The 14582-nt window shown below is 40.7% G+C and carries 13 protein-coding genes and 1 pseudogene; 7 read left to right on the forward strand and 7 right to left on the reverse strand.

Annotated features, from left to right (window positions below; translation table 11 throughout):
- Window positions 1–73 precede the first annotated feature (73 nt).
- The 3 genes and pseudogenes from HYD28_13300 (at window position 74) to HYD28_13310 (ending at window position 4107) form a co-directional block, all read left to right on the forward strand.
- Window positions 74–1988 (forward strand): annotated as a pseudogene (locus HYD28_13300) (methyl-accepting chemotaxis protein).
- A gap of 84 nt (window positions 1989–2072) precedes the next feature.
- Entirely contained in the window at window positions 2073–3257 is a 1185-nt protein-coding gene (locus HYD28_13305) for a tetratricopeptide repeat protein (protein ID QLE09846.1), read from the forward strand.
- Complete coding sequence (locus HYD28_13310) at window positions 3244–4107, forward strand: M20/M25/M40 family metallo-hydrolase (protein ID QLE09847.1); 864 nt, start codon at window positions 3244–3246, stop codon at window positions 4105–4107. The genes HYD28_13305 and HYD28_13310 overlap by 14 nt, the downstream gene beginning before the upstream one ends.
- Here HYD28_13310 and HYD28_13315 read toward each other — a convergent pair whose 3' ends face one another.
- Window positions 4108–4362, reverse strand: coding sequence for a GIY-YIG nuclease family protein (locus tag HYD28_13315; GenBank protein QLE10565.1), 255 nt, complete (start codon window positions 4360–4362; stop codon window positions 4108–4110).
- 180 nt (window positions 4363–4542) lie between these two features.
- Here HYD28_13315 and HYD28_13320 point away from each other — a divergent pair, with 180 nt between their 5' ends.
- Window positions 4543–4905, forward strand: coding sequence for an outer membrane protein assembly factor BamE (locus HYD28_13320; GenBank protein ID QLE09848.1), 363 nt, complete (start codon window positions 4543–4545; stop codon window positions 4903–4905).
- A 42-nt stretch (window positions 4906–4947) separates the two neighbouring features.
- On the opposite strand, the gene HYD28_13325 is transcribed toward HYD28_13320, so the two are convergent.
- Window positions 4948–5274 (reverse strand): RnfH family protein, encoded by a 327-nt coding sequence (locus HYD28_13325; protein ID QLE09849.1) that lies wholly within the window; start codon window positions 5272–5274, stop codon window positions 4948–4950.
- Window positions 5271–5711, reverse strand: coding sequence for a type II toxin-antitoxin system RatA family toxin (locus HYD28_13330; protein ID QLE09850.1), 441 nt, complete (start codon window positions 5709–5711; stop codon window positions 5271–5273). Before HYD28_13330 ends, HYD28_13325 begins: the two co-directional genes overlap by 4 nt.
- 133 nt (window positions 5712–5844) lie before the next feature.
- On the opposite strand from HYD28_13330, the gene smpB reads away from it, so the two are divergent.
- Complete coding sequence (smpB, locus tag HYD28_13335) at window positions 5845–6324, forward strand: SsrA-binding protein SmpB (GenBank protein ID QLE09851.1); 480 nt, start codon at window positions 5845–5847, stop codon at window positions 6322–6324.
- Between the two features lie 190 nt (window positions 6325–6514).
- A complete protein-coding gene (locus HYD28_13340; GenBank protein ID QLE09852.1) occupies window positions 6515–9115 on the forward strand; it encodes a TonB-dependent receptor in 2601 nt (866 codons plus the stop codon).
- Between the two features lie 68 nt (window positions 9116–9183).
- On the opposite strand, the gene HYD28_13345 is transcribed toward HYD28_13340, so the two are convergent.
- Complete coding sequence (locus HYD28_13345; protein QLE09853.1) at window positions 9184–9789, reverse strand: peroxiredoxin C; 606 nt, start codon at window positions 9787–9789, stop codon at window positions 9184–9186.
- Window positions 9790–10220: 431 nt separating this feature from the next.
- Complete coding sequence (fadR, locus tag HYD28_13350) at window positions 10221–10934, reverse strand: fatty acid metabolism transcriptional regulator FadR (GenBank protein ID QLE09854.1); 714 nt, start codon at window positions 10932–10934, stop codon at window positions 10221–10223.
- Between the two features lie 233 nt (window positions 10935–11167).
- Between fadR and nhaB the strand changes: the two genes are divergently transcribed.
- Window positions 11168–12748, forward strand: coding sequence for a sodium/proton antiporter NhaB (nhaB, locus tag HYD28_13355; protein QLE09855.1), 1581 nt, complete (start codon window positions 11168–11170; stop codon window positions 12746–12748).
- A 55-nt stretch (window positions 12749–12803) separates the two neighbouring features.
- Here nhaB and tyrA read toward each other — a convergent pair whose 3' ends face one another.
- Together tyrA and rplS are read right to left on the reverse strand one after the other, a co-directional pair.
- Entirely contained in the window at window positions 12804–13937 is a 1134-nt protein-coding gene (gene tyrA, locus HYD28_13360; protein ID QLE09856.1) for a bifunctional chorismate mutase/prephenate dehydrogenase, read from the reverse strand.
- Between the two features lie 278 nt (window positions 13938–14215).
- Entirely contained in the window at window positions 14216–14575 is a 360-nt protein-coding gene (gene rplS / locus HYD28_13365) for a 50S ribosomal protein L19 (protein ID QLE09857.1), read from the reverse strand.
- Window positions 14576–14582 lie beyond the last annotated feature (7 nt).

The raw sequence follows: 14582 nt of genomic DNA on the forward strand, positions 1-14582 counted from the left end.
CCTACATTGATTCGTCATCTATAAAGTGTATGCTAAAATTACTGACTTAAATGTTGTAAACTAAGACACTTTCATGGCGTTAAATCAACTCACCATTACTAAAAAAATTACACTGCTTGGCAGTTTCTATCGCCCTAATTGTTGCTGCGTTAATCGGCGCAACGGCTATATATAGTGCAAAACAAATCATTGAACAACGAATGATTGAATCTGAACTACCTAGCAAATTGCAAGCAATTGATAATTATATTACTCATGATATAAATCAAATGATCAGTGCGGCAGAGCAGCTATCTAGTAACGAATTTGTATTAGAATGGGCTCGCTCAGGTAATACTGATGACAAGACTTTGCTTAAAGAGCTCAACCGCCTTGTTAAGCAATACGACTTAGCAACTGCTTCGTGGGCTAATCGAGAAACTGCACAATATTGGAACCAAGATGGCTTTTTGCGAGTTTTAACCAAAGAGCAGGATGGCTGGTTTTATGCGTTTACCAACACTACACAGCCTTTTTCAATCAGTATCTATCAAGAATCACCCACTGATGTAAAAATGTTTGTAAATCACCAGCAAACCAATGGGATTGGTTTAGCAGGCCTTGCAAAAAGTATTGACGATATGCAAGCAATGTTACAGCGTTTTAAAATTGAAGAGACTGGTTTTGTTTACATTGCCGATAAAAACGGCCTAATTCAGCTTCATAAAGACGAGAGCAAAGTCGCCAAAGCTAAATTAGATGACGTTTATAAAACTGCTATCACTCGTTCTCTGTTAACTCAAAGTGAATTCAATTTACAGGAAATCGATCTTGATGGTGAAGCGACATTAGTAGCCGCAAGCCCAATCCAAAACACAGATTTATTTGTCATTGCCCAAGTCCCTAAGCACGAAGTATTTTCTAGCATCCAAGTTTTACAATGGCAAATTATCAGCTTTGCAATTGTTATTGCCCTCATTGCAAGTTTTGCTGGTTTAGTGCTTGCACGTACACTATCATCGCCGCTGTCTAAAATGGCAGAGTTGTTTACTCGTTTAGGGTCAGGTGATGCAAATTTAGCTTATCGTTTGCCAGCTTCCGAACAACCTGAACTCGCTAACTTGTCAGCAGGCTTTAACCAATTCATCTCTAAGATTGAGACTGCTATCAGCCAAGTTGCCCAAGAAAGTAGTGAAATAAGACAAAGCGCTGATCATGTGTTTAAGCAAGCACAGAAGAACTCTGAAGCGCTAGATAATCAAAAAGAACAAACAATTTCGGTCGCAGCAGCGATTAATGAAATGGGTGCGACAGTGCAAGAAATTGCCTCAAGCGCAGCTAATACGGCTAAACTCACTGAAAACAGTAAACAAAATACCGAACAAAGTCATACTCAGGTAACACAAAGCAAAGAAGCAATTATAGAACTTGCATGCGATATCGATAACATCACTGAGCAAGTAAACGAGCTTGCAAATAAAACGCAAGCTATCGCCAGTATTGTTGACTCTATCAGAGGTATTTCTGAGCAAACTAATCTATTAGCACTTAATGCTGCAATTGAGTCTGCTCGTGCTGGTGAGCACGGCCGAGGCTTTGCTGTTGTAGCCGATGAAGTAAGAGCGCTTGCTAATCGCACTTCACAATCAACAACTGAAATTCAAACGATGATCAGTGAACTTACCAGTACCTCTGATTTAGTGGTTAATCACATCAACCACTCGAAATCACAAGCACAGTTAAGCGTTGATGCAATGCAAAGCTCTGTTGAATTACTTAATGCCATTAACGATGCTGCCAATGAAATAAACGATATGGCAACCTTAATAGCAACTGCGACCGAAGAGCAAAGTAATGTAGTCGCAGATGTCGGTCGTAATATTGAGCAAATAAGTGACATTAGTGACAACGTCATGCGTGAACAAATTGACAGTGAACAAGCAATCAAAGACTTAGCGAACAGTGCACAAACCCTTGATGATCTTGTTGCGACGTTTGATAAACGCTGACACGTTTTGTAACAGTTAACCCTGACCCTTTTTCATTCACGGCCTATACTTAAATGGTATTAGGCCAAGAATTAAGAGGGTCAGATGAAATTACCTAGCATTGTTTTAGCCTCAAGCTTTTGCTTATTAACAGCGTGTAGTAGTACAGAAAATAACACCGCTCCCCCACCACTTGCTTTGACGCAAAGTAATACGTTTACTCAAACCTCAGTTGAAACTCAACAAGAGATTTTTGCATTAAGTAAACATATAAAAGAGCAACTTGATAGTACCTTTCCAAAAGACAGCCGGTCATTACAAAGCACTAAACGTTTGCTCAAGTTCCTTTTGCAAAATGGTGATGCTTCTTTATCTTATCAATCTGGCGCCACCTTAACGGCCAAGCAAGCCTATTCAAATTTAAATGCTAATTGTTTATCGTTATCGATTTTAGCCTACAGTCTTGCTGAGTATCTCGGCCTTGAAGGACAATTTCAAAAAGTACATATTCCAGAATATTGGGCACTTGATAATGGCTTTAATTTACTCACAGGCCATATCAACTTAAAAGTAAGTGAGGCTCAAAAGCTCGTGGTAAATAGAAAAGTCATTTACCCAGAAGAGCGCTCTTTAGTGATAGATTTTGACCCTAACAGCCGCCAAGAAGCGTTTAAAACCAGCAACATCAATAAAGCCCGCATCACAGCAATGTTTTATAATAATAAAGGCGCAGCTGCGATGCTAAAACATGATTATGATACTGCTTTTAGCTATTACAAAGCAGCTGTTAATATTGATAGCAACTACTCAGGTGCTTGGGGTAACCTTGGGGTATTGTTCAGATTAACGAGTGACTATCAGAGTGCTGAAACAGCCTACCAATACGCGATTAGTTTAGATCCAGATAACAACACCGCATTAGGCAATTTAGCCAGACTCTATAATCTGACCAATCGCGAAGAGCAAGGCCAGGCGATATTAGCCAAGCTTGATAATAAGCGCCAAGCAAACCCCTATTATCACATTTCTTTAGGTAATGATGCTTACACGACCGCCCGTTATCAAGATGCAATAAAGCACTACAAAAAAGCCCGTGACTTAAACCCAACCCTGCATGATACTGATTTTGGTTTAGCGAGAACCTATTATCAATTAGGTGACCTAAAGCTCGCTAAAAAGTACTTAACTATGGCAAACAATAAAGCAGACTTTGATCATGATAAACAGCGTTACGAAAGTAAGTTACAAGCGCTTCGCTCGCATACTGCAAAGCTTATTGATTACCGCTAGTGCTACACTAAGCACTGCGCAAGCTTTTGCCAGTACAGATTTAGAACAAGACGTCATAACGCTAACATCGGCTCAATTTGCTGGGCGAAAAACGGCGACTCAAGGCGCTCAGTTAGCCGCCGAATTCATAGCTGATCGCTTTGTAGCACTTGGCTATTCGGTTAATGAGCAAAGATTTACTTATCAATCAGGGCTCTTTGGCAAGGCTACTGGGCGGAACATTATTGCGACTAAAAATAGCCTCTGTGAAAAGTGTAAAAAAGTTATTTTTACTGCCCACTATGATCACCTAGGGCAAAAAGGTAATCGGCTCTACCCAGGTGCGAACGACAATGCCAGCGGAGTTGCCGCTTTACTTTATTTAGCTGAGCACTTTGCGCAAAGCCCTCAGCCCTATCAATTAGTTTTTGTTGCAACCGATGCAGAAGAAAATGGCCTACATGGTAGCGAGTACTTGGTATCGACACTTAATAAAGACGAAATCAAACTTAATATTAATTTAGATATGCTCGTTGTGAATCCCAGAAAACCGCGTATCTATGCATTTTTAGATAATCAATCATTAGCACATTATCAAGCTGACATTAAAATTCTATCTGATGAACAGTTAACCTTTATGGTAACTAGCTCGTCAGCGAGGCTAAATCGGTTATTTGATCTCAAAGTTGATTGGCGTAGAGCAAGCGACCATTATTCATTCGCTAAAGCGGGGATCCCTTATATTTACTTTGGTATAGGACATGACAAACACCACCACCAAAGCACAGACACGGCGGCGCACATCGACTTTACACTATTCGAATATGCCATAGCGAAAATAGCCCTATTTATTGAAAAGCTTCCAAGTTAGTTATTTAGGTAGCTCAGACGTTAAAACAAACTGTCTTTTTTGTGCTTTGCTGAGCTTTTTTACACTTATTTCTAGTTTAGTTGCTTCACTACGGTTACCCACCTGCTGTTGATAGATAAGCGTTAGAGGCCCTTTTCCCTTAAGATTTTTAGCACCTTTTCCAGCTTGATGCTGAGCGAATCTTTTTTCAACATTGGTACTGATCCCTGTATACCAATGACCTAAACGTGTTTGCACTATATACAAATACCACATGACATCTGAGTTATCGCTGTTTTTTAAAGGCTGATGTAAACTTTTTGGGTTTGCAGTGGTCAAATTTGTGCCTCGTGGTTTTTAATCGCATTTCAGTAAAAACAATTACTGAAAAGGGTTTTACCTTCTGTGACTAATCGGTATCATGCAGTGTATAAAAAATAAGGATTCAAACAAATAATGCAGTCGTTTAAAACTTTTTCTTTTTGGTTAGTACTTACCCTTACTTTAAGTGCTACAGCAGGGTGTTCAAGCTGGGTTTACCGTATCAATATTCCTCAAGGTAACTTTTTAGAACAATCAGATGTAGATAAGCTACGTGTTAATATGACTCGCGAGCAAGTACTGTATGTTCTAGGCAAGCCAGTAGCAGAAGACTCTTTTGATAAAAATACGTGGCATTACCTGTATGTATTTAACATTGGCCGTAGCAACGAGCAACGTAAGTCACTCACTATTAACTTCGAAAATGATAAGCTTGTTTCGTTATCAGGTGACTACGAGCAACCTAGCGAATTTAATACGCCGCTTGAACAAGAGTAATCTTAATTCTAATTAATTAAGGGTAGCCTGAGCTACCCTTTTTTATGCCTTGTTTAGTGGCCTTCCGCCAGTCACTTTATTGGCACGTCCTTCTTCTTTGGCCTTTTCAGCTCGACGTCTGCGCGCATCCTTTGGATCAGCAATAAGAGGTCGATAAATCTCAATACGATCCCCTTCCTTTACTTCTTGATTAAGCTTACAGGTACGGTTCCAAATACCCAGTGTTAAGTTATTTGCGTCTATTTCAGGACACTTATTGATAATACCCGACTTAATCACCGCTTGCTCAGCTGTCGTGCCTATCGGCACTTCTACTAATAAACTGGTTGCCGTTGTTGGTAAAGCAAAAACTACTTCGACAGTTATCATGGACGAACTCCGTACACAGTTTTAGCACGCTGCGTAAATGCATTAACCATATTTTTAGCTACTTCGTTAAATACTTTTCCAAAAGCCAGTTCGATAAGTTTACTCGCAAATTCAAACTCAAGATGAAGCTGTACTTTGCACGCTTTATCGTCCAGCGGTAAAAATTGCCATTTACCTTGTAACTTTTTAAATGGGCCATCAACTAAGCGAAGTGCAACAGTTTGCTCATCAATAAACGTATTTTCGGTAGTAAACCACTTTTTTAAACCCGCTTTTGAGATCTCCAAACTGGCCGTCATGCCACTAGCTTGTTGCGTGATGATTTTAGCATCTGAGCAATTTGGCAAAAACTCTGGATAAGCATCAACATCATTCACTAAATCAAACATTTCTTTGCTGCTGTACATTACAAGCGCACTTTTTTCTATTTGCGGCATATTCACTCCCAACTTTGTCGGCGAATTTTAGCAAGCTTTGGCTATTTCCCCAAATTTTAGTAACACGAAAATATCCGCAAAGCCTTAAAAAAGCGATGTAAAAACGCTGTTTTTACGTATAATATGGGCCACTATGGCTAAGAAAAAATCATCTAAATCGACAAGTAATACCATCGCGCTTAACAAAAAAGCGCGCCATGAGTATTTTTTACACGATAAGTTCGAAGCAGGGGTTGAACTACAGGGCTGGGAAGTAAAAAGTATCCGAGCTGGTAAAGTAAACATCTCTGAGACTTATATTCATATTAAAAACGGCGAAGCATTTTTACTTGGCAGTCAAATTCAGCCTCTCAACAGTGCTTCTACTCACGTAATTTGCGATCCACTTCGTTATCGTAAGTTACTTTTAAATAAACGTGAAATCGATCGTCTTATCGGTGCAACAGAACGCGACGGGTTTTCACTAATCGCAACTGCAATGTACTGGAAAAAATGCTGGGTGAAGTTGGAGTTCCACCTTGCTAAAGGTAAAAAGATGCACGATAAACGTGAAGACGGAAAGAATAAAGATTGGGCACGAGAAAAAGAGCGCCTAATGAAACATAAAGCTTAATTTATGAAATGAGCCTAACTTTCGTGTTAGGCTCGTACCCCTTACAAACACTCACTTTTTACAAAAATATCAATACCCTCTCTAAAAAACCCATCCTTTTTTGCTATTCCAAACCAGTACGTTTACATGATATCAATCTTTACCGTGACAACTTCACAACTTTTTCACAATTACACAAGGATTGAAATTTATGAAGAACACCCACCGCTTTCTACAGCGACCTCTCTACGCATTTACTATTGCAGCACTAAGTGGCACAAGCTTTATGTCTATTGCTGCTGAGTCAGATGGAGCTGAAAAGGTCGAGCGTATTGAAGTTACAGGTTCTCGTATTAAACGTTCAGACATTGAAGGGCCATCACCGGTACAGTCAATAAGTCGTGCAGACATAGACAATATGGGCTACGACAACCTACAACAATTATTAGAACGTATGCCAGTTGCAGGTAATGGCACTTTCTCTACTCGCGGCAATAACCAAGACTCTACAGCTAATGGGGCTGCTGCGGTAAGTCTCAGAGGCTTAGGCTCTGATGCAACATTAGTACTTATTAATGGCCGTCGTGTTTCAATAAGTGCTTTTGCGGAAAGCATCACCAATTCATTTGTAGATATCAACTCGATTCCTGTTTCAGCGATTGAGCGTATCGATATTTTAAAAGATGGTGCATCGGCAATATATGGTTCTGATGCGGTTGCAGGTGTAGTTAATATCATCTTAAAAAAGGATATTAATGGTCTAGAAGTAAACCTTGGATATGGTGGTACTGATGGTCCTAACTACGAAGAAAAAACAGCAAGCCTCGTTTGGGGTACCAGTACAGAAAAAAGCAGCGCATCAATTATTATTGATTACTTTAACAACTCAGCACTCTCCTCTGATGAAATGGGCCGTCTAGGTACAGCAAACCAAGAACCATATGGTGGTATGGATTTCCGTTCATCGCGTGGTTTCCCAGGCTACTTTTATGTAGATGGTGAAAAAACCATTGATCCAGCATGCCCTGCAGAAAATGCGACAGCAAGTGGTAGTTGTTTATTTGACTATGGCCCGTATGGTTACGTAACCCCTGCATCTGAACGTGTTGGTGCTATTTCGCAGTTTGAATATAACTTTGATAATGGTATATCGGCATTTTTAGAAGTTGCAGTACAACACAATAGTTCGCAAGCAGCTGGTGCACCGACTCCGCTTGATGAAGATGCCGGCCTTACAGTGCCAGCAAACCACCCTAACAACCCGTTTGGCCAAGATATCGAAATTGGTCGCTACAGAACAGTAGATGCGGGCCCCCGTCAATGGGATATCGAATCAGATACACTTCGCTTTGTTGCGGGCCTAAAAGGCGAGATCAGTGACTGGAGCTGGGAAGCAGCCGTTCAAAAAGGTCGAAGTAAATCAATGCAAACAGGCGATAGAAGCCAAGGCTGGGTGCGTACTGATTTCTTACAACAAGAAATCGATGCGGGTAACTATAACCCTTTCGGTGGCACCTATAATGACCAAGCAGTTATTGACCGTATTACGACAAGCTTAGTTCGTCGTGGTGAGTCTCATATGACATCATTTGATGCAAATATCAGTGGTGAAGCATTTAGCTTTGGCGATGATGTGGTGATGATGGCTGCCGGTATTGAATACCGTGAAGAAGATGTGAGCGATATTCCAGACGATCAATTCCAGCGTGGTTTAATCTTTGGTACTGAGTCAGTATCAGCCGCTGCAGAACGCGACCAATATGCAGCTTATATTGAGTTTTCAATTCCTCTTGCTGAAAATTTAGAGCTACAATTAGCTGGTCGATACGATGACTACAGTGATTTTGGTTCAACAACAAACCCTAAAGTAGCTGTACGCTGGGCGCCAACAGACTCAATTACTGTTCGTGGTTCATGGGCACAAGGTTTCCGAGCACCTTCACTAGCACAGATTGGTTTAGGTCCTTCTGAAGAAAGCCAATTCTTCGTTGATACATACCGCTGTCAAGCGACAGGACTTGACTGTAATGCCCTTGATTACAATATCCAATTTGCGGGTAACCCTAACCTTGAAGCTGAAGAATCAGAGTCATGGAATGTTGGTTTCATATGGGCACCAACCGCTGAATTTGGTTTCGGTGTCGATGTATGGAGCATTACGCAAGATAACAAGATAGATGAACAAGAATTCGGCCCTATCTATGATAATAACTGTAACGATCAAAACAGCACTGTGTGTGTGCGTTTAGCACCACAAAATGGTCAAAGTTTAGGTGTAATCCAAAAAGTTTACAGCACCTTTGAAAACGTTTCATCGCAAGAAGTATCGGGTGTTGATGTGTCGGCAAACTACACTCATGCTATGAACGATTACGGCTTCTTAAAATTCAATTTAGAGTGGGCATACCAAAACGAATTTAAAAAAGATGGTCGCGATTACACAGGCGAGTACCGTTATCCTGAAAACCGTTGGATTTTCTCTACCAACTGGGAGATGGGTGATTTCAATACCAATGTAAATGTGAGCTACACTGGTGAGTTTGAAGATACACCAGACATCGACTTTGATGGAAACTTAGACTTTGATAGCAACACATCACGTATGGTTGATTCGCAAACACTGGTTGATTTACAAACTGCGTATAACTTCTCAGATAAAATCAAACTATCTGTGGGTGTGAATAACGTGTTTGATGAAGATCCTCCGTTTGCAATCGGTGATGGTGATGGCGACTTATATGGCTATGTGTCGAGCGTACATAACCCACGTGGTCGTTATTTCTATACTAAACTAACAATGCGCTTTAATTAATCGCGTTGAGCTTAAAAACAAAAACCCGCCAATTGGCGGGTTTTTTAATTCGCTAACAAAGGCCTAAATTATAGGTCGCCTTCGTTTTCAGAAAGGAATTTAGCAACACCTTCAGGGCTTGCATCCATACCTTTTTTACCTTCAGTCCAACCTGCTGGACATACTTCACCGTGCTCGCTATGGAACGCTAGCGCGTCAACCATGCGGATCATTTCGTCGATGTTACGGCCTAGTGGAAGGTCGTTAACTACTTGGTGACGTACGTTACCTTCTTCATCGATTAGGAAAGAACCACGGAAAGCAACACCTGCTTCTGGGTGCTCAACGTCGTATGCTTGACAGATTTCGTGTTTAACGTCTGCAACTAGTGCATATTTAACTTGACCAATACCACCGTCAGCAACGGCAGTGTTACGCCATGCATTGTGTGAGAATTGTGAATCGATAGAAACACCGATTACTTCAACGCCACGCTTTTGGAACTCTTCAAAACGCTTGTCGAAAGCGATTAACTCTGAAGGACAAACGAAAGTGAAGTCTAACGGGTAAAAGAAGATAACTGCTTTTTTACCTTTGATAGTTTCTTTTAGGTTGAAGTTTTCAACGATTTCACCGTTACCAAGAACAGCTGCTGCAGTAAAGTCTGGTGCCTGACGGCCAACTAATACACCCATTTTTATCTCCAAATATTTGAGTTTATTTCCAATTGCCTATGCAATACTCACTTATATATGGTTACTAAAAAGCAAAAACCAAGAGTAAGTATTGATAATTTGCAAGATAGTTTAATGAGGTTACAGACAAATGAACAATCGAAAAAAGCGATATGCCTAATCGGAAAAATTGATTCACGTTAAATACTGACGATTCTTATCAATTCGTGAAATAAGTGAGGACCTTTTTATAGTGGTAGCGACAGGTCTAATCCCTCAAAATGATTAAGTATTATTAGTATTAATCTTGGTCAGAACAAAGCAGTGACGATAGAAAAGAATGTCGTGCACACTTGCTCGTAAGTCTAACTTTCTGCTGTAAAAAGTTTGCGAACACAAAAAACCCAGCATCAAGCTGGGCTCTTAAAAAATAGAAAATCAATTAGTGCTACCTAGTCCATGATATCTTCTGGCATATCACCACGGATTTGCTGCCAGATTTCACCTGTTTGATGACCGTATTTACGCATCATAGAAATCGCTCCATCGTGTTCACGACGCTCTGCCAGCACAGTTAAATCTTTATAAAACTGACGCGCTAATTCACGGGTACGTGAATCAGAGAAGTAATGGCAACCAATTTTTGAGTAGAAGCCTTTAAAGCCATTTAATATAAGCACGTAAATGCGGTTATTACCAGCAACGGCTAGTTCATGGTGAACTTTATAATCGTAATCAGCAAATGCTTGAGCACTGTCTTCAAGCTCTTCACTTTGCGCTAAGATTTCAATTACACGCTCAGGGGCAAGCTTAATTGCCGCACGAGTGTAAATTGCGCTGATATTAGTACGAGCAGAAAGTAATTGATCTGTAAGCTCTGGCATTTTATCTTCATCTAGACGCGCAAGTGTTTCTAAAATATTTAGACCTGAGGTTTCCCAGAAGTTATTTACACGAGTAGGTTTACCGTGTTGAATTGTTAACCAACCATCACGAGCTAAACGCTGCAGTACTTCACGTAACGTTGTGCGTGTTACACCAATAAGTTCTGACAATTCACGTTCGGCAGGAAGAATTGAGCCAGGCGGAAAGTCACCATTCCAAATAGATTCTACAATGTATTCTTCAGCAAAACCTGCTGGGCTTTTCGCTTTAAAAATTCTCATTCAATTTCCACTTGAGTTAGCAACTACTTTTACCGCATTTGGCATTCAACTCACTGATTGTACCAGATGATCAGCAACTAACAAGTAAACTAACTCTGCTGTGCATAAAAATCTTTAAGATCTCGTTAAATAAGTGACCTTTTGGATTAAAAGCACACCAAACGACAATACTTTCGATATACTCAACTTCTAATTATTTACAATAACAACCAGCACTAATAAAAGGTACGGCCATGCAACAGCGCGTTTTACCAGCAATATTTAAAAACTTTTTGGGGACTTCGCCACAGTGGTATAAATACACCATTATTGCGTTTTTACTAATCAACCCAGTTTTATTTCAACTTAACCCTTATCTGGCAGGATGGGTATTAGTGCTCGAGTTTATCTTCACACTCGCAATGGCGCTAAAGTGTTACCCGCTTCAACCAGGTGGCTTATTAGCCATAGAGGCGTTGTTTATTGGAATGACAACAGCCGGCCAAGTTGAGCATGAAATAGTACAGAATATTGATGTAATTCTGTTACTTATCTTTATGGTTGCAGGCATATACTTTATGAAAGACTTGCTTTTGTATATTTTCACAAAGCTTGTTGTTTCGGTGCGTAGCAAGACCGTGTTATCGCTGTCGTTTACAATTGCAGCTGCCTTCTTATCCGCTTTCTTAGATGCGTTAACGGTTATGGCTGTGGTTATTGCCGTCGCTATGGGTTTCTATAGCATTTATCATAAAGTGGCATCTGGCAAAGATTCTAACAGTGAGCACGATATTAACGATGATAACCAGGTACGTCCTGTCAATCGCCAAGAGCTTGAAGAGTTTCGCGCTTTCTTACGTAACTTGTTGATGCATGCATCAATTGGTACTGCCTTAGGTGGTGTGTGTACTATGGTAGGAGAGCCACAAAATTTAATTATTGCGGAACGAGCTGGCTGGTTCTTTGGCGAGTTTTTCTTTCGTATGCTGCCTATTACTTTGCCTGTAATGATTGCAGGTATTGCCACGACTTTCTTCCTAGAGAAAACCAAAGCATTTGGCTATGGTGCCAAACTCCCAGCACCCATTCACACTATATTATCGGACCACGCTAAAAAGCTTGAGAAAAAACGTACTACACGCGATAAAGTGAACTTAGCTATTCAAGCATTTATCGCTGTTTGGTTGATTATAGGTCTAGCACTTCATTTAGCCACTGTTGGTTTAATTGGCTTATCGGTAATTATTTTTGCGACAGCCAGTGCCGGCATCATTGAAGAACACCAACTAGGTAAAGCATTTGAAGAAGCCCTGCCATTCACTGCATTACTTTGCGTATTTTTCTCAATTGTTGCCGTTATTATCGACCAGCATTTATTTACACCCGTGATCGCATGGGTACTTACTTTTGAAGGCCAGCTGCAATTAGTCATGTTCTTCATAGCTAACGGTATTCTGTCGATGGTCAGTGACAATGTTTTCGTAGGTACTGTGTATATAAACGAAGTTGCTGCTGCACTACAAGCAGGTCAAATTACTCGTGATCAGTTCGATTTACTGGCTGTGGCTATTAACACAGGTACTAACTTGCCAAGTGTTGCTACCCCTAATGGCCAAGCTGCGTTCTTGTTCTTGTTAACATCAACATTAGCACCTGTACTAAGGCTGTCTTACGGGCGCATGGTTTATATGGCCCTACCATATACCATAGTGTTAACGATTGTTGGTTTGAGTATGACCTTATTTAGCCTATCTGATATGACAGATTTACTCTATCAATGGGGCTTAATCAACCACCATACGGGTGTGTTACCAGGCTCACTTGGTGGTCATTAATCTAAACAAAAAAGCCCGCGAAATGCGGGCTTTTGGTTTTATTGAGTATGAGTATTTAATCTAACACTTTTGCATCGTTCGCTTTGTTTAGTAAGCTTCGGCTTTGCGTTAAGAAATGCGCTGTCGCATCAGAGAAATACTCTTTCGCATCTGCAAACGCGGCAATCAATGCAGCTTTATCACCTGCTTTGAGTTTTTCGAGGGTTTCCGCAAAAGTATCTTGGTAATTTGCAAGTAATGATTCTACATCGTCGAATTGCGCTAACATGATATCAGAATATAGTTCAGGTGACTGAGCAAACAATCTCCCAACCATCATTAACTCTAACTGATAAATTGGTGATGAACAGCTGCGAAGCTCTGCCAACGTATGACTTTGCTTGGCAAGAAACTGACCGTATACAAAGGTTGTTAAGTGACGCATTACCTGAATGATTTGCATCGCTTCATCATGTTTTTTAGCATCCATTTCAACCACTTGACATCCCCAAACTTGGAGTTGCGCCATTAGCCCTTTAGCTACTTCATGATCTCGCCCTTCACACACAACAACGGTTTGTTTTACCCAGTGTGAAATATCTGGACCAAACATGGGATGCAACCCGACTACTGGGCCGCTATGAGCCGCCATTAGGGCTTTTAAAGGCTTTTGCTTAACTGATGTAATATCAACTAATAAACAGTCATCATCGAGTGTTGGTAATGCCGAAACTACGTGTTCAAGTGCATTAATTGGTACACTCACAAGGACTAATTTTGCCCCTTTTAATATCGCTTCACTCTGTGCTTGCTGTGCTTTATCTAAAATACGGACTTCATAACCTGAACGAGCAAATTGTTGAGCAAATAGCTGACCCATGGCACCTTCACCACCAACAATTACAATGGGTGATAACTGAGGTGCAACACAAGCGAGGCTACCTTGCTGGTTTTGATACGCTTCACGCATCATACGGCGCAGGATATCTTCAACTAACTCAGGGTTAACCCCTTGTGCGACTGCTTCTTTGCGGCGAGCTGCAAGTAAATCAGCCTCGCGATCTGGGGCATGTAATGGCGCACCGATTTGTTGCTTAATTGCGCCTATTTTTTCTGTAATCCCATTACGCTTTGCCAGTAATGCCACCAATTGCGCATCACATTCATCTATTCCTGCTCTTAAATCAGCTAGATCATTCACTGTTACCACGTTACTACACCTCAAACCCTAAAAACGTAAATAATTATATACAAAAAAGTAAAGCTTTTAATACAAATTATAGTAACAGGATAACAGCCAAAGCACAAAGCCCTAACGTGCATGTCGCATAGCTTATAAAGGGATAAATAGAGGTCAGTCGATCAGTTTGAAGGGAGTACTTAGGTGTCTCACAAAGGGGGGAAAATTATTTTTGTGGTATAAAAACCAAAACGGGCTGCAACCTAAGGCTGCAACCCGTTTTATTTTGCGTTGTAAAACAGCGCGTATTAGTTAAGTTTTTCTCTAATACGTGCAGATTTACCAGAACGCTCACGTAGATAGTAAAGTTTCGCACGGCGAACAGCACCGCGACGTTTAACTGAGATACTATCGATAAGAGGGCTGTGCGTTTGGAATACACGCTCAACACCTTCACCGCTCGAAATTTTACGAACTGTGAATGCTGAGTGAAGACCACGATTACGCTTAGCGATTACAACACCTTCAAAGGCCTGTAGACGCTCTTTGTTACCTTCTTTTACACGTACCTGTACAACAACTGTATCACCAGCGCCGAATGCTGGTACGTCTGATTTAAGCTGCTCTTCTTCAAGCGCTTTAATAATATTTTGGTTTACTTTTGCCATTATATTT

The sequence above is a fragment of the Pseudoalteromonas shioyasakiensis genome (assembly GCA_013391845.1).
GTDB lineage: Bacteria > Pseudomonadota > Gammaproteobacteria > Enterobacterales > Alteromonadaceae > Pseudoalteromonas > Pseudoalteromonas apostichopi.

Coding starts and splice junctions, on each gene's coding strand:
- rplS (QLE09857.1), bottom strand. CDS start 14,575: ATGGCAAAAGTAAACCAAAATATTATTAAAGCGCTTGAAGAAGAGCAG.
- nhaB (QLE09855.1), top strand. CDS start 11,168: ATGCAACAGCGCGTTTTACCAGCAATATTTAAAAACTTTTTGGGGACT.
- HYD28_13320 (QLE09848.1), top strand. CDS start 4,543: ATGCAGTCGTTTAAAACTTTTTCTTTTTGGTTAGTACTTACCCTTACT.
- HYD28_13325 (QLE09849.1), bottom strand. CDS start 5,274: ATGATAACTGTCGAAGTAGTTTTTGCTTTACCAACAACGGCAACCAGT.
- HYD28_13305 (QLE09846.1), top strand. CDS start 2,073: ATGAAATTACCTAGCATTGTTTTAGCCTCAAGCTTTTGCTTATTAACA.
- HYD28_13315 (QLE10565.1), bottom strand. CDS start 4,362: ATGTGGTATTTGTATATAGTGCAAACACGTTTAGGTCATTGGTATACA.
- smpB (QLE09851.1), top strand. CDS start 5,845: ATGGCTAAGAAAAAATCATCTAAATCGACAAGTAATACCATCGCGCTT.
- HYD28_13345 (QLE09853.1), bottom strand. CDS start 9,789: ATGGGTGTATTAGTTGGCCGTCAGGCACCAGACTTTACTGCAGCAGCT.
- fadR (QLE09854.1), bottom strand. CDS start 10,934: ATGAGAATTTTTAAAGCGAAAAGCCCAGCAGGTTTTGCTGAAGAATAC.
- HYD28_13340 (QLE09852.1), top strand. CDS start 6,515: ATGAAGAACACCCACCGCTTTCTACAGCGACCTCTCTACGCATTTACT.
- HYD28_13330 (QLE09850.1), bottom strand. CDS start 5,711: ATGCCGCAAATAGAAAAAAGTGCGCTTGTAATGTACAGCAGCAAAGAA.